Below are 14,410 nucleotides of genomic sequence, written 5' to 3'. Positions count from 1 at the left end.
GCTTCGCTGCCCTTCGCGGGGGAAGGGGCGGTTTGGGATGGCCCGGCGTCGAAAGGAGGCGCTTCCCTGTGTTCCCCGTCCTTGACGCCGGCGCTGCTGCTGGATGCTTCGGCGTTCATGGCTTCATCGCGGTGAGGTTCATGCATCCACTTTCAGCAGGTAACCCAGGCCGCGCAGGGTGACCAGCGTGACGCCGGTATGGGCGAGTTTTTTGCGCAGACGGTAGACCACCACTTCCACCGCTTCGTACTGCACATCGGCTTCGCCCGGAAACACCAGTTCAAATAACCGTTCCTTGGACACCGCATGGCCGGGCTTGACGATCAGTGTCTGCAGCAAGGCCAGTTCGCGCGGGGTGAGCTCCAGGACCTGGTCGCGATAGTAGATCGCACCGCTGTCTTTTTCATAGCGAAGATTGCCCACGAATTGTGGGGCAGGGCCTGATTCAGTGCCCGACGCAGGGCGCCTGCGGCTGAGGGCGCGCAGGCGGGCTTCCAGCTCGTCCAGGTCAAACGGTTTGGGCAGGTAGTCGTCCGCACCCGTGTTCAGGCCGATGATGCGGTCACCCACGGTGCCGCGGGCCGTCAGGATGAGCACCGGTGTGGCCAGCCCCTGCCGGCGCGCCTGTTCCAGCACCTGCAGGCCGTCCATCCCCGGCAGGCTGAGGTCGAGCACGACCACGTCGGGCTGCACGGTGGTCCATTGAGCGATCGCCTGCCGGCCATCGGTACAGCCCGCGACCTCGATGCCGCGCCGGCTCAGCGCGCGCTGCAGGGCGGTCTGCATGGAGGCATCGTCCTCGATCAGCAGCAATTTCATGGTCGGCGTCATGGGCAGGACATTAGCACTTTCCCCAATGCTTCCGGACAGCCGTTTGACAGGAAGGAGGCGCATGATGGCGGGGTTACCACATATCCAAGGAGACAATCCATGCGTCGCGATACCTTTTTGAAATCCATGGCCGCGCTGGCCGCTGCGGGGGCCTTGCCCCTGCCGGCCCTGGCAGCAGCCAACGTGAAGATGATGATTCCGGCCAATCCCGGCGGCGGCTGGGACACCACCGGCCGTGCCCTGGGCAAGGCCTTGATGGATTCCGGTGCGGCAGCGACCGTGACCTACGAAAACAAGGGCGGCGCCGCTGGCGCGCTGGGCCTGGCCCAGTTTGTCAACGGCAGCAAGGGCGATGGCAATGCGCTGATGGTCATGGGCGCCGTGATGCTGGGTGGCCTGATCACCGGCAAGCCGCCGGTCAGCCTGTCGCAGGCCACACCGATCGCCCGCCTGACCAGCGAATACAACGTGTTTGTGCTGCCTGCCAACTCGCCGTTCAAATCGATGAAAGACGTCATCGAGCAGCTCAAGAAAGACCCCGGCAGCGTGAAATGGGGTGGCGGCTCGCGCGGCTCCACCGAGCACATTGCGGCGGCCATGATTGCACGTGAAGCGGGCGTGGACCCTTCCAAAATCAATTACGTGGCTTTCCGCGGAGGCGGAGAGGCCACCGCTGCCATTCTGGGCGGCAACGTGACAATTGGCGGCAGCGGCTACAGCGAATTCTCGGAGTACATCAATTCCGGCAAGATGAAGGCGCTAGCGGTCACCTCCGAAACACGCCTGAAGGGCGTCAATGTGCCCACGCTGAAGGAGCAGGGCGTGAACGTGGTGATCGGCAACTGGCGCGGCGTTTACGGCGCCCCCGGCATTTCGGCCGAGCAGCGCAAGGTGCTCACCGAGATGATCCTCAAGGCCGTCAAGTCCAAGAGCTGGCTGGAAGCTTCCGAAAAGAACAACTGGACCCCCGCAGTGCTGACGGGCCCGGCCTTTGACAAATTCGTCGATGACGACTTTGCCAGCCTGCGTGCCACCATGGTCAAGTCCGGCATGGTCTGAGGCTGCGGCCTCCACCCTCCCGCGGCGCGTCGCCTGACCCAGGCGGCGTGCCGTTTTCATATTCAGTTCGACATGTTTGGGGACCATAACAATGACAACTTCAAATGCCCTGGCCGACGGGCCATCCGATCAGGCCGCGCGAGCCGCCGCGGAGGCCGTCTGGCCGCAAACCCTGGTGGGAGCCGGTGTGCTGCTTACCGGCCTAGCGCTGGCTTTCGGCGCCGTCAGCATTTCTTCTGTGGCAGGTTACGGCGGTGTCGGCCCCAATTTTCTGCCGTGGCTGGTTTCGATCATGCTCACCGTCTGCGGCGGGTGGATCATCTGGGAAGCGCGCAGTGGGGGCTTTCGTGAGCTGGACGCGCCCTCTGGCGCTGTGCGGGCTTACTGGCCAGGCTTTGTCTGGGTCTCCGCTGGCTTGCTGCTCAATGCGGCGCTGCTCACTACGATCGGCTTCATCCTGAGCTGCACGCTGTGCTACCTGCTGGCGGTGCAGGGCCTGCGGCGCGCCAGCGGTCAGCCGTCGGGCGCGGCGCGCACCTGGGTCATGGACATTGTGACCGGTCTGCTCATTTCAGCGCCGGTGTTCTGGATGTTCACGCAATTCCTGGCCATCAACCTGCCGGGCCTGACAGCAACTGGGTGGCTCTGACATGGATATCTTCAACGCATTGATGCATGGCTTCGCGCTCGCGATTACCCCTGCCAATCTTCTCTGGTGCCTGGTGGGCTGTGCCCTGGGCACAGCCGTCGGCGTACTGCCTGGCATCGGCCCGGCCGTGGCGGTGGCCATGCTGTTGCCCATCACCGCCAAGGTCGATGTCACGGCTTCGATGATTTTCTTCTCGGGTATTTATTACGGAGCCATGTACGGCGGCTCCACCACCTCCATCCTGCTGAACACGCCCGGTGAAACGGCGAGCATGGTCACGGCCATGGAGGGCAACAAGATGGCCAAGAGCGGCCGTGCGGGTGCTGCGCTTGCCACGGCCGCCATAGGCTCCTTTGTCGCCGGCACCATCGCCACCGTCATCGTCACGCTGTTCGCACCCTTTGTGGCGGACTTCGCGGTCAAGCTCGGCCCACCGGAATATTTTCTGCTGATGCTGCTGGCCTTCACCACCGTGAGCGCGGTGCTCGGCAAGAGCACGCTGCGCGGCATTACGGCACTGTTCATCGGCCTGGCTGCGGGTTGTGTCGGTCTCGACCAGATTTCAGGCCAGAGCCGCTACACCGGCGGCATTCCCGAGTTTCTGGACGGCATTGAAATCGTGCTGGTGGCGGTTGGATTGTTCGCCGTGGCGGAAGTGCTGTACGCGGTGCTGTACGAAGGCCGGGTCGTGGAGGAGCAGAACCGGCTGAGCCGTGTGCACATGACGGCGCGCGACTGGAAGCGTTCGATCCCGGCCTGGCTGCGCGGCACGGCCATTGGTACGCCGTTCGGCTGCATTCCGGCCGGCGGGACCGAGATACCCACCTTCCTGAGCTATGCGATGGAAAAAAAGCTGGCCAAGGATCCGAAGGACAGGGCGGAGTTTGGCAGCACCGGCGCCATTGAAGGTGTGGCTGGACCCGAGGCCGCCAACAACGCCACCGTGACTGCCGCGCTGATTCCGCTGCTGACGCTCGGCATTCCCACCTCCAATACCACGGCCATCCTGTTGGGCGCTTTCCAGAACTACGGCATCCAGCCCGGCCCGCAGCTGTTCACCACCTCGGCGGCTCTGGTGTGGGCGCTGATAGCCTCCCTCTACATTGGCAACGTGATGCTGCTGGTGCTGAACCTGCCGATGGTCGGATTCTGGGTCAAGCTGCTGAAGATACCGAAGCCGCAGCTGTATGCCGGCATCCTGATCTTTGCAACGGTGGGAGCCTATGGCATGCGCCAAAGTGCGTTTGACCTGTTCCTGCTGTATGGCATCGGCGTGCTGGGTGTGTTGATGCGCCGTTTTGACTTTCCGACCGCACCGGTGGTCGTTGGCATGATTCTCGGGCCACTGGCGGAAGCGCAGTTGCGCAATGCCATGTCCATCGGCGAGGGCAGCGCGGTGGTGTTTTTCCAGCGCCCCATGTCGATCACCCTCATCGTGGTCATCGCGACCGTGCTGGTATTGCCGCGGCTGGCGAAGTTCTGGTCGATGCGCAAGGCGCCGGCATAACTTTTGCGTTGAGAGACCCATCAAGTTCACTGGATCACTGGAGCAAAACATGCTGAAAATTCAACGACGCACCGCTTTGGGTGGACTGGCCATCGCCGCACTGGGCGGCACGGGGTCGCTCTGGGCCCAATCGCCCAAACCCGGCGCGGCCAGCGCGGGAGCGGCTTCCGCCAAGAGCAAGGTGGTCAAACTGGCGCCCAAGCTGCGCATCGTCATCCCGGCCAACGCCGGCGGAGGCTGGGACCAGACCGGCCGCGCCCTCGGTACGGCGCTGTTGGGCGCGGGTGCGACCGATGAGATCGAGTATGAGAACAAGGGTGGCAAGGGCGGCACGATTGGTCTGGCCCATTACGCCGAAAAGTACAGCAACGACCCCAACACCCTGCTGATGGGTGGCATGGTCATGGTGGGCGCGGTAGCTTTGCAAAAGCCCGCTGTCGACATGACCCGCATTCAGCCCATCGCCCGCCTGACCAGTGACTACCTGGTGGTGGTGGTGGATGCCAATTCCCCAATTCGCACCGTGAGCGACCTGGCGGCGCGTATGCGCGCCAACCCCAAGGAAGTGCCGATTGCCGGTGGCTCGGCCGGCGGCGTGGACCATGTGTTTGCCGGCGTGTTCATGCGGGGCTCGCAGAGCAAACCGGAGGAACTCGTCTACCTGCCATTTGCGGGCGGTACCGAGGTGGTGCAGGCGGTGCTGAGTGGCAAGGCGGTGGCCGGCATTTCAGGCTTCAGCGAATTCAGTGAACAGCTGGCCAGCGGGAAATTGCGCGCCATTGGGGTGTCGTCCAAACGCTCGGTGTTTGGTATTCCCGCGATTCGCGAGCAGGGAGTGGGCGTGGACATGGCCAACTGGCGGGGTGTGTTCACCGGACAGGGCGTGACGGCTGCACGCCAGGCAGAGATGATTGAAGCCGTGAAGGCTGCCACGTTGCATGACTCGTGGCTGAAAACCCTGAAACAGAACCACTGGGAGTCTTCCTGGCTTGCCGGCCCCGCCTTTGGCAGCTTTATCGACTTTGACATGACGACTTCGCGGGTGATGGTGCATCTGCTAAAGCTGAAAGCCTGAGATATCTGCGCGGGGCCACCTGCGCATCGAAAGCGTCTGCTTCATCCAGCGACCCACTGATGCGGTCTGTCGGCTAAAAGTCGTTGTCGTAAAGCTTTTTGCCGCGTGTTCAAAAATCGTGACGCACTCGCCACAAAAATTTAATCAGCGTGGCCAAGCAGTCACTTTTGCATAAGCGTCGAAAATCATTAGGCATGTAAGTAAAAAGCATAATATTTTTGACAACATGCTTGAATTTGTCTGGCTTGCACCGCACAAAAGTTCGCGGGTGCAGGTTGTCAAGCGAATTTCATGCCCTCGAAATTGTCACTATTTCCCTGAAACAACACCCATCCACCTGTGACGCGCCATGTGCTCACTGATAGCATCACGCGGGGCCCGCGGATGCGGTTTGATGCATCAAAACGAGCTTGCAAGCTGGTGCCTATAAAACTGGTGATGTTAAATTTCGAGGAGGAAATATGGCTTTCAATCCTGGCGATATCTTGCCCGCGCAATACAACCTGATGTATGTGCTGGGGTCTTACGTCGTGGCGGTGATGGGGTCCTTGATGGCGCTTTACCACGCAGGGCATATTCGCCGCAGCGATGGGTCCATTGACCACGATATGGTGATCGGTGCCGCGGTGTCTTTGGGCGGCGTCGGTATCTGGTCCATGCACTTCATCGGCATGCTGGGCTACCGCTTGCCCATGACCGTAGTTTATGACGGCACGCTGACCTTCGCGTCGTTGCTGGCGGCCGTGCTTATTTCCGGCATCGCCCTGCGGCTGGCAGGCGGCAGAAGCCAGTTCAGTATCGGGGGCTGGTTGGCGGGAAGCGTGCTGGCAGGGCTGGGCGTTTGCGTGATGCATTACGGCGGCATGTATGCCATGCATTTGCGCGCTGAGATGGTGTTCAACTGGTCGATGGTGGCCGGCAGTGTCGTGATCGCCATCTGTGCGGCGGCGGCGGCTCTCTGGATTGCGTTCAACATCCGCAAGGCGACCTACCGTTTTGTGGCTGCCTTGATCATGGGCCTGGCGGTGTGCGCCATGCATTACACCGGCATGGCCGCTGCGGATTTTGTTTGCGTTACCAGCAAGGCGCCACCGGCCTGGACCATTGGCGGCAGCTTGCTGCCTTCGCTGGTTTTCGGCACCGTCGGGTTGGTGCTGGTGGTGCTGCTCTGGAATTTGATGGGACGACTGGTCGAGCCTGTGAAAATGAAAAGGCCGCTCAAGCAGGGCTGAAAAAGCCGGGTTTGCAACACCACGCTAGCGTGGCGCACCCAAGGCCACTGCCCGTTCGCGTGAGCGGTGCAAGGCTTCGGCCTCCGTTGGTGTCCCGGTTGGCCAGCCCGCCAGTTGCTGCGCGCTGAACTCTGCCAGCGCAGCCATCCACACGGGGCTGTCGTTCAGGCACTCGATGTAGTAAAACTCCTTGCCGCCCGCCTGTAAAAAGGCGTGGCGCGCTTCCATTGCGATTTCTTCCAGCGTTTCCAGGCAGTCGCCGGTAAAACCCGGGCACACCACATCGACCCGCTGAATACCGGCCTGCGCCATCTTGATCAGCGTGGGTTCGGTATAGGGTTCCAGCCATTTGGCCTTGCCAAAGCGTGACTGGAAGGTGACCTTGTAGCGGTCCTTTCCCAGCCCCAGCTTTTCGGCCACCAGGCGCGCTGTCTTGTGGCATTCGCAGTGGTAAGGGTCACCCAGCTTGAGCGTGCGCTCGGGCACGCCGTGAAAGCTCATGACCAGTTGCCCGGCCTGGCCGTAGTGCCGCCAGTGCGTGCGAATCCGGTCGGCCAGCGCGTTGATGTAGCCGGGGTCATCGTGGTAGTTGTTGACGAAGCGAAACTCGGGAATCCGGCGTATCCGCGCGGCCCAGCTGTAAACCGCGTCGAACACGCTGGCGGTCGTGGTGCCGCTGTACTGCGGATAGGCCGGCAGGATGAGGATACGGGTGGCGCCGTCCGCCTTGAGCTGGTCCAGCTGCGAGGCAATCGATGGGTTGCCGTAACGCATGGCGTAACGCACCTCCACGGTGTGCCCGCGCGTCGCCAGGTAGCCACGCAACATCAGGGCCTGCTTTTGCGTCCAGACCTTCAGCGGTGAGCCCTCGGGCGTCCAGATGCTGGCGTATTTGGCGGCGGATTTTTTGGGGCGCAGGCGCAGGATGATGCCGTGCAGGATCAGCCACCAGACAGGCCTGGGGATTTCGACCACGCGCGGGTCACTTAAAAATTCGGCGAGGTAGCGGCGCAGCGCGGGCGCGGTGGGCGCATCGGGTGTACCGAGGTTGCAGAGCAGGATGGCGGTGGTGGAGGATGCAGCCGGTGGCTTGCCATGAACGAAGGACGGCTCTGAGGCAAAAGACATGGGTTATTCTAGTGCGGGGTGGCGCAACACCGTATCCATGAACTTACCTATGCTTGACCTGACCATCATCAAAGCCATCTCGCTGGACCTCGACGATACCCTGTGGCCGATCTGGCCCGCCATTGAACGGGCCGAAAAGGTGCTTGACGACTGGCTCAGCCAGCATGCGCCGATGACCGCTGCGCTGTTTGCCAATCCCGCGGCTCGGCATGAGATTCGTGAGCACGTGATGCGTTCGCGTCCCGAACTCAAGCACAACCTGAGTGCCATCCGGCGCGAGGCCATCCGGCTGGCGCTCTATCGCTCCCGGGAAAATCCCCTGCTGGCTGAAGATGCGTTCGCGGTTTTTTATGCCGAGCGCAACCGGGTCACGCTGTTCGAAGATGCCTTGCTGGCCCTCGAATTTTTGTCCAGCCGCTTTCCGCTGGTGGCCCTGTCCAACGGCAATGCGGATATTCAGCGCATTGGTATCGGCAACTATTTCCGCACCAGCATCAGTGCCCAGCAGTTTGGCGTGGGCAAGCCCGATCCCCGGATTTTTCACGCGGCCGCAGGGTCCGTCGAGGTGGAGCCTGCTCAACTGCTGCATGTGGGTGACGACGCCACGCTGGATGTGCTGGGGGCTCTTAACTGCGGCATGCAGACGGTGTGGGTAAACCGGACAGAGCATTTATGGACGCACGCAGGTGAACCCCATGAAACAGTGGCCTCGCTCACCGAATTGTGTGACCTTTTCCCCCGATGAAGGGGACGGGCCGTCCTGGAGTTGATTGACATGACCCTCAAAATCTATGGCACAGCGGCCTCGCGTGCGGCACGGCCGCTGTGGGTGGCCCAGGAGCTGGGCCTGGCCTACGAACATATTCCCCTGCCTTATCTGGCCGGTGCTACGCGCACGCCGGAATTTCTGGCGATCAACCCGAATGGCCGCATTCCCGTGGTTGATGATGACGGTGTGCTGGTCTGGGAGTCCATGGCGTGCGCGCTGTACCTGGCCGAGCGGTTCAAGCCCCCTGGCGCACGATCGCTGGCGGCACAACGTGATGCCAACACCCCCATGCTGGCGGCGCGGAGCCATGCCGAGCTGGCCGAGATTTTGCGCTGGAGCTTCTGGGTGGTGACCGAGTGCGAAAAGGATGCGCTGACCATCCTGATGCACCGGGTGCTGATGCCGGCTGAACGGCGCAAGCCCCAACTGGCCGATGAAGCCGAGCGGCGGCTGGCCGGTCCGTTGGGCGTGCTGGAGCAGCATTTGCAAACGCGGAGTTATCTGGCCGGCGAGCGTTTTACCGTGGCCGATATCTGCGTGGCTTCCGTGCTGACATGGGCGCAGAGTGCCACCGAATTGATGGCGCAGCGCCCGCGCACGGCTCAATGGCTGCGCGCCTGTCTGGCGCGCCCTGCTTATAAGCTCGTCAGGGCCATGGCGCAAAGTGCGTGACCTTGATGATCCGGGAGGCCACAAAGCGTCGGATCGTTCAGTGCAGGCGCCTGGCCACTTCCAGGCCGGAGCGCACCGCGCCTTCCAGGGTGGCCGGATACGGCCCGGCAATGTAGTCCCCGCAGGCCATCAGGCCCGGCGCGACGGCGGCGCCGGGCCGCTGCACGCCGGGGGTGCAGGCAAAGGTCGCACGCTTTTCCACAATGGTCTGCACCGGCTGCAGCGGGTTCAGCGAATTCAGTCCCAACTGCCGCGCGGCTTGCGCCAGCACCTGCTGTGTCAGTGTGGCGCTGTCGCCCGAACTGGCACTGATCACGAACGCCAGCAAGCCCGCGGGGCCGCCGAGTTGTCCGCGGTCGAACACGAATTGGGCCGGCTCCGTGGCACTTGAAGGCAGCGCCAGCATGGGCTGGGCCAGGCGCGCATCGGACGCATGGGCATAAACGGTGGTGAGGGCCTCGTGCTGCAAGCCACGCGTCTGCATGAGCCACTCGTCAGCCGGCACGCCACTGCCTTCGACAAGGCGCGCTGCCTCGTGGGGCGGACAGGCAAGCACCACGCAATCAAAAGCGACGCTGCTATCGGTGGTCACGACCCAGCCTGACCCGAGGGGTGCGATGGTGAGCACGCGAGCCCCCAGTTGTGCGGGGCTGCCCTGCTCATGGAGCCAGGCCAGCGCGGCGTCCGGCAGCAGCGCGCTCAAGTCCTTGCGGGGCAAGAGTAGGTTGGAGCCGCCGCTCTGCAGAAACAGCGCATCACGGATCACGCGCAGGAACACCTGGCCACTGGCGCATTGCGCCGGCGTGTTCAGCGCCGACACGCACAAAGGCTCGATCAGCGAGGCCATGGCGCCAGGTGTCAGGCCCTGGCATATATCGGTCACCGACTGGCCCAGATCGCACTGAAATCCCTTGAGTTTCCAGCCCAGTGCCACCTTGAGCAGCGACAGCTTGTCCGCCCATGACCAGCCACGGGCCACGAGGATGCCGGCGAGTGCATCCAGCGGCGCCGGCCACCGGGGCAACTGCAGGCCGCTGCCATTGGGAAAGCGCATGCTCAAGGGCAGACGCAGCATGGCAGCATTCACGTCAACGCCCAGGTCTTTCATCAGGCGCAGGGTTTCGGCATAGGCGCCGATCAGGATGTGTTGGCCATTGTCGAGCGGGACAGACCGGCCCGCCACAGTGCCGCCCAAGCGGCGAGCCCGCCCGCCAGCGGTGCGGGACGCCTCAAAAAGGGTGACCTGGTAACCCAGGCGCGTGGCCTCGACGGCTGCGGCGCAGCCCGCCCACCCGGCACCCACGACGGCGACTCTCATGTTCCAGGCGAAAGGCATTTTTCCGACGGGCCGCCCCTAGGAAAAATAGCCCCCGAGGGGCTGGAGCCTGCGGCTCCAAACCTGTTTGAGCAGGTTTGGACAGGCGACAGGGGCGAAGCGTCTCGCAAGCCGCGGCCTGCAAGGCCTCGCGAAGTACGCGAAGCGACGAGCGTGGGGGCCATTATCTAAACCACCCGCCCAAAGGCCTGCGTTTTCCACGCCAGCCAAAATTTGCGCAGGGGTGTGAGGCTGACCCGCTGGTGCAGCACCTGATAGCCGTCGGCGGCGATCTCGCGCAGCAGTGTGCGGTAAATGCTGGCCATCATCAGGCCGGGCTTCTGGGCCCGGCGATCGGCCGGGGGCAGCAGGGCCAGCGCCTCGTCATACAGCGCCAGTGCGCGCTGGGTCTGAAACTGCATGAGCGCGGTAAAGCGTTCGGAATACTGGCGTTTCAGGATCTCGTGCGCCTTCACATCAAACTGCTGGAGCTCGTTGATGGGCAGGTAGATGCGGCCCCGCATCGCATCTTCACCCACATCGCGGATGATGTTGGTGAGCTGAAACGCCAGGCCCAGCTTGTGTGCGTAGGTGGTGGTGGCTTCGTCCGTCTGGCCAAAAATGCGCGCGGCTACCTCGCCGACGATGCCCGCCACCAGGTGGCAATATTGCATGAGACCGGGGAAGTCGAGGTAGCGGTTCTGCTCCAGGTCCATCTGGCAGCCCTCGATGACCGCCTGTAAATGGCGCGCTTCAATGCCGTAGCTCCCGGCCAGGGGCATCAGCGCCTGCATGACCGGATGCGTCGGACTGCCGGCATACGATTTGGCCACCTCAGCCTGCCACCAGGCCAGCTTGGTTCGCGCCACGCCGGGGTCGGTCACTTCATCGACCACATCGTCTATTTCGCGGCAGAAGGCGTAAAACGCGGTGATGGCGGCGCGCCGCTCGGGGGGTAAAAACAGGAAGGCGTAATAGAAACTGCTACCGGATGCAGCGGCTTTTTGTTGGACATATTGCTCTGGCTTCATGCGGCAATTGTTGCACGCGAAAATGACGCAATCGGGCCTACGGGCATGTGCATATTTCTCACATCACGCCGATCCCTCACGTCCCTCACATCCACAGTGCGCGCCATCCCATCACCACCACATCCCAGGGCCCGAGCTTGGGGCGCTGTGCAAGGGTATCGAAGTTCAGCGCTTCGATTTTGTCCAGGATGCGCAGACCGCCTTGCACCACCAGCCGCAGTTCCCAGCCGCCGCGCCCCGGTATTCTTTTAGCCAGTGGTGAGCCTTTCAGCATGGCGGCCCTTGCGGACTGGACGCAGTCAGCTATTAAATTAGTAGTAGCCGGGTTGCTGTCCAAAGCCAGCAGTTGCGTTTCGTCGACGCCATGGCGCGCCCAGGCATCGGCCGGCAGGTAGATGCGTCCGCGCGGAATGTCCACGCTCAGGTCTTGCCAGAAGTTGATCAGTTGCAGGGCGCTGCAGATGTTGTCGCTCATCTGCAGCGAGTCGCCGTCGTGCACACCATACAGGTGCAGCAGCAAACGGCCCACCGGGTTGGCTGAGCGCTTGCAGTAGTCGAGCAGTTCGGCCTGACTGGCGTAGCGCTGTTTCACCACGTCCTGCTCAAAGGCGCTGAGCAGGTCGGCCAGCAAATGCACCGGCAGGGCAAATTGCGTGATCACCGGGCTCAACTGGTCAAACACGGCGGCCCAGCGCGGGGAGGGTGAGAGACCGGCTGCGGTCGCCATCAGGTCCGCATGGTAGGCGGCCAGGTCGTCCAGACGGGTCTGGGGTAGGGCATCGCCCTCGTCGGCGATGTCGTCTGCGGTGCGGGCGAACCAATAGATGGCGGCGATGGCAGGGCGCAGGCGCGGCGGGCACAGGACAGAGGCGACCGGGAAGTTTTCGTAATGGTCGACACCCGCCTTGCGCGTGGGCGTAGCGGTTGAGGTCGCGGGCGCGTCCGTGCCGGCCGGGTTTTGCGGTAAAGGTCTTGATGTCACTGGCATGCCCGTCAAACCGCCAGCCTGCCTGGCATGCGGGTCATGAAATCGGCGAGGTAAGTCGCTTCCTCCGAGGCCCCGGTGCGGGCATACAGGCCAATCCCGATTTGAATCGGGTTCGGGAATTCAGGCGTTGCCGTGAGCACGCGGCAACCGGGCGGAATGGTGGCTGAAATCATGGGCCCGATGCCGATGCCCACCTGCACAGCGGTAGCCATGGCCACCAGCGTGGAAGCCTCGCACACCATGCTCCAGCGCAACTGGGCGTCGGCCAGCGACTCCATGACCCGGGTGCGCCAGGGGCAGGCGTCGGTGAAGAGGACCACCGGCAAGGCATCGTCCGGCGGCAGCGTCAGGTCGGAGCGCACCACCCACAGGAGTTGCTCGGGCCACTCGACCAGGGGCTTGTGCGCCACCTCCTGGGTGTCACAAATCAGCAAATCGAGTTTGTCCTGCTCAAACAGCGCGGCCAGCTGCCGGTTGCCCGCGATGATCAGGTCCAGATGCACCTTGGGGTTCTGGTCGCGAAAGGACTTCAAAATCTCAATCAGCCGCGTTGCCGCAAAGTCTTCCACCACCCCCAGCTTGACGCGGCCTTCCATGCGCTGGCCGCTGATGCGCTGCCGGGCTTCTTCATTGAGGGTCAGGATTTCACGCGCATAGGGCTCCAGAACCCGCCCCTCGGCGTTGGCCGTCAGGCCCTTGGGCGAGCGTTCGAAGAGCGGGGCGCCCGCAATATCTTCCAGGCGCCGGATCTGCATGCTGACGGCCGCCTGGGTGCGGTGCAGTGCGGCGGCAGCGCCATTGACGGTGCCGACGTCAATCACCGACAAGAATGCGCGCAACAGGTGCGGGTCCAAGTCTTGCATTCAGTTTTATTGATAGGTACGCGACAATTTTGTGACTATCGCTACTTTAGCAGAGCCATTACGATGACTTTGAGATTTTTTGAGGGCTGCGAAACGGGTATTTAGCAAGTCAACAAATTATTCTTATATGTACACCCACACAGGAGAAACCGATATGACACACGATATCCAACGGCGCACCTTGGTCAAGGCAGGCGCTGCGCTGGCCTCGACGGCGCTGGGCTTTCCGGCACTCAATGCGCTCGCCCAAAATCGCAAGTTCTCAGGGAAAACCCTGCGCATTCTGACCTGGTCGGACGATACGGGCCTGGCGGTGCTACGCAACATTGCGCAAACGTTTGAGGCACAGACCGGTGCCAAGGTCATTGCTGACCGCACAGGCAGCACGTCCGAAATGGTGGCCAAGCTCAAGGCGGGCGGAAATCGCCCGCAATACGACGTGATCACGCTGGCGGGTGTCGGCGCCGTGACCCTGGCCAATGCCGGCCTGCTGGAAAAGCCCGACCTGAACCAGTTGCCCAACCTCCAGAGTGTGGATGCACGGTTTCGCACCGGTGCCGATGGCCACGGCATTGGCTACCTGCTGTGGACCGGCGGCATGCTGTACAACACCCGTACCTTCAAGGCGGCGCCGACCAGCTACGAGGAAATGTGGAACCCCAAATACGCCAAGCGGGTGTTTTTGCCGCCGGCGACCTGGACGGATTCGCTGGACACCATCGTGGCCGCAGCCAAGCTGACCGGCGGCAGCGCGACCAATGTGGAAGGGGGGTTCAAGAAGCTGGCCGAGCTCAAGGACCGGGTGCTGACCTTTGGCGAGAACCCGACGCAAATCGCCGAACTGTTCCGCTCCAACTCGCTGGACATTGGCGCGGTGTATGCCCCGGCCTTCTTTGCCAAGGAGCTCAAGGATCCCAATTCCGGCCTGGGCGCCACGTACAACCTGAAGGAAGGTTTTTTTGCCGACCTGATGTACACCATCATGCCCAAGGCCCATCCCGGCGAATCGTCCCTGATCCATGCCTTCATCAACCACTCGCTGGACCCCGTTGTGCAGGGAAAAATGGCCGAGGACGTGCTCAACGGGCCGGTCAACCTCAAGGCCGTGCTCTCGCCTGAGGCGCAAAAAAGCCCCTTCATCATCAAGCCCGAGCAGCTCGGCTCCACCGCGGTGATTCACGACAAGGCAGTGATTGCCTCGGTACGCGACAGCTGGATCAAGCGTTATACGCAGACCTTCTCCTGATCGCTTGCAGTTGATAAACGGCCGGACCGCTTCCCGTGGCCCGGT

The 14,410-nt window shown here is 62.6% G+C and carries 14 protein-coding genes; 8 read left to right on the top strand and 6 right to left on the bottom strand.

Annotated elements, in window-relative coordinates; genetic code table 11:
* Positions 1-138 precede the first annotated feature (138 nt).
* Positions 139-819, bottom strand: coding sequence for a response regulator (locus AC1DUB_RS04455; RefSeq protein ID WP_477717086.1), 681 nt, complete (start codon positions 817-819; stop codon positions 139-141).
* A 111-nt stretch (positions 820-930) separates the two neighbouring features.
* On the opposite strand from AC1DUB_RS04455, the gene AC1DUB_RS04450 reads away from it, so the two are divergent.
* The 5 genes from AC1DUB_RS04450 to AC1DUB_RS04430 all read left to right on the top strand — a co-directional run bounded on the left by AC1DUB_RS04450 (position 931) and on the right by AC1DUB_RS04430 (position 6,353).
* The gene (locus tag AC1DUB_RS04450) at positions 931-1,890 is read left to right on the top strand and encodes a Bug family tripartite tricarboxylate transporter substrate binding protein (RefSeq protein ID WP_477728482.1); all 960 of its coding nucleotides are present in this window, start codon (positions 931-933) and stop codon (positions 1,888-1,890) included.
* Positions 1,891-1,981: 91 nt separating this feature from the next.
* Positions 1,982-2,539 (top strand): tripartite tricarboxylate transporter TctB family protein, encoded by a 558-nt coding sequence (locus tag AC1DUB_RS04445; protein ID WP_477728481.1) that lies wholly within the window; start codon positions 1,982-1,984, stop codon positions 2,537-2,539.
* Between the two features lies 1 nt (position 2,540).
* Positions 2,541-4,046, top strand: a complete 1,506-nt coding sequence (locus AC1DUB_RS04440; protein ID WP_477728480.1) for a tripartite tricarboxylate transporter permease — start codon at positions 2,541-2,543, stop codon at positions 4,044-4,046.
* Positions 4,047-4,095: 49 nt separating this feature from the next.
* Positions 4,096-5,121, top strand: coding sequence for a Bug family tripartite tricarboxylate transporter substrate binding protein (locus tag AC1DUB_RS04435; RefSeq protein ID WP_477728479.1), 1,026 nt, complete (start codon positions 4,096-4,098; stop codon positions 5,119-5,121).
* Between the two features lie 461 nt (positions 5,122-5,582).
* A complete protein-coding gene (locus tag AC1DUB_RS04430) occupies positions 5,583-6,353 on the top strand; it encodes an MHYT domain-containing protein (RefSeq protein ID WP_477728478.1) in 771 nt (256 codons plus the stop codon).
* A gap of 24 nt (positions 6,354-6,377) precedes the next feature.
* On the opposite strand, the gene hemH is transcribed toward AC1DUB_RS04430, so the two are convergent.
* On the bottom strand, positions 6,378-7,481 hold the full coding sequence (gene hemH, locus AC1DUB_RS04425; RefSeq protein WP_477728477.1) for a ferrochelatase: 1,104 nt from the start codon (positions 7,479-7,481) through the stop codon (positions 6,378-6,380).
* A gap of 49 nt (positions 7,482-7,530) precedes the next feature.
* Here hemH and AC1DUB_RS04420 point away from each other — a divergent pair, with 49 nt between their 5' ends.
* On the top strand, positions 7,531-8,226 hold the full coding sequence (locus tag AC1DUB_RS04420; RefSeq protein WP_477728476.1) for an HAD family hydrolase: 696 nt from the start codon (positions 7,531-7,533) through the stop codon (positions 8,224-8,226).
* 30 nt (positions 8,227-8,256) lie between these two features.
* Positions 8,257-8,922: a glutathione S-transferase family protein gene (locus AC1DUB_RS04415; protein WP_477728475.1), complete on the top strand. Its 666-nt coding sequence runs from the start codon at positions 8,257-8,259 to the stop codon at positions 8,920-8,922.
* Positions 8,923-8,959: 37 nt separating this feature from the next.
* Here AC1DUB_RS04415 and hpnE read toward each other — a convergent pair whose 3' ends face one another.
* The 4 genes from hpnE to AC1DUB_RS04395 all read right to left on the bottom strand — a co-directional run bounded on the left by hpnE (position 8,960) and on the right by AC1DUB_RS04395 (position 13,119).
* A complete protein-coding gene (gene hpnE / locus AC1DUB_RS04410) occupies positions 8,960-10,240 on the bottom strand; it encodes a hydroxysqualene dehydroxylase HpnE (protein ID WP_477728474.1) in 1,281 nt (426 codons plus the stop codon).
* Positions 10,241-10,425: 185 nt separating this feature from the next.
* A complete protein-coding gene (gene hpnD, locus AC1DUB_RS04405) occupies positions 10,426-11,268 on the bottom strand; it encodes a presqualene diphosphate synthase HpnD (protein WP_477728473.1) in 843 nt (280 codons plus the stop codon).
* Positions 11,269-11,353: 85 nt separating this feature from the next.
* Complete coding sequence (gene hpnC / locus AC1DUB_RS04400; protein ID WP_477728472.1) at positions 11,354-12,256, bottom strand: squalene synthase HpnC; 903 nt, start codon at positions 12,254-12,256, stop codon at positions 11,354-11,356.
* A 5-nt stretch (positions 12,257-12,261) separates the two neighbouring features.
* On the bottom strand, positions 12,262-13,119 hold the full coding sequence (locus AC1DUB_RS04395; protein WP_477728471.1) for a LysR substrate-binding domain-containing protein: 858 nt from the start codon (positions 13,117-13,119) through the stop codon (positions 12,262-12,264).
* 154 nt (positions 13,120-13,273) lie between these two features.
* Here AC1DUB_RS04395 and AC1DUB_RS04390 point away from each other — a divergent pair, with 154 nt between their 5' ends.
* Positions 13,274-14,365, top strand: a complete 1,092-nt coding sequence (locus tag AC1DUB_RS04390) for an ABC transporter substrate-binding protein (RefSeq protein WP_477717073.1) — start codon at positions 13,274-13,276, stop codon at positions 14,363-14,365.
* Positions 14,366-14,410: the final 45 nt, after the last annotated feature.

This window comes from Polaromonas sp. P4_F9, from assembly GCF_056401235.1.
The sequence above is the reverse complement of the archived record's forward strand: the minus strand, read 5'-3'. Positions and strand labels throughout refer to the sequence as shown.

Coding starts and splice junctions, on each gene's coding strand:
- AC1DUB_RS04430 (WP_477728478.1), top strand. CDS start 5,583: ATGGCTTTCAATCCTGGCGATATCTTGCCCGCGCAATACAACCTGATG.
- AC1DUB_RS04450 (WP_477728482.1), top strand. CDS start 931: ATGCGTCGCGATACCTTTTTGAAATCCATGGCCGCGCTGGCCGCTGCG.
- hpnC (WP_477728472.1), bottom strand. CDS start 12,256: ATGCCAGTGACATCAAGACCTTTACCGCAAAACCCGGCCGGCACGGAC.
- AC1DUB_RS04415 (WP_477728475.1), top strand. CDS start 8,257: ATGACCCTCAAAATCTATGGCACAGCGGCCTCGCGTGCGGCACGGCCG.
- AC1DUB_RS04395 (WP_477728471.1), bottom strand. CDS start 13,119: ATGCAAGACTTGGACCCGCACCTGTTGCGCGCATTCTTGTCGGTGATT.
- AC1DUB_RS04455 (WP_477717086.1), bottom strand. CDS start 819: ATGAAATTGCTGCTGATCGAGGACGATGCCTCCATGCAGACCGCCCTG.
- hemH (WP_477728477.1), bottom strand. CDS start 7,481: ATGTCTTTTGCCTCAGAGCCGTCCTTCGTTCATGGCAAGCCACCGGCT.
- AC1DUB_RS04420 (WP_477728476.1), top strand. CDS start 7,531: ATGCTTGACCTGACCATCATCAAAGCCATCTCGCTGGACCTCGACGAT.
- AC1DUB_RS04445 (WP_477728481.1), top strand. CDS start 1,982: ATGACAACTTCAAATGCCCTGGCCGACGGGCCATCCGATCAGGCCGCG.
- AC1DUB_RS04440 (WP_477728480.1), top strand. CDS start 2,541: ATGGATATCTTCAACGCATTGATGCATGGCTTCGCGCTCGCGATTACC.
- AC1DUB_RS04435 (WP_477728479.1), top strand. CDS start 4,096: ATGCTGAAAATTCAACGACGCACCGCTTTGGGTGGACTGGCCATCGCC.
- AC1DUB_RS04390 (WP_477717073.1), top strand. CDS start 13,274: ATGACACACGATATCCAACGGCGCACCTTGGTCAAGGCAGGCGCTGCG.
- hpnD (WP_477728473.1), bottom strand. CDS start 11,268: ATGAAGCCAGAGCAATATGTCCAACAAAAAGCCGCTGCATCCGGTAGC.
- hpnE (WP_477728474.1), bottom strand. CDS start 10,240: ATGAGAGTCGCCGTCGTGGGTGCCGGGTGGGCGGGCTGCGCCGCAGCC.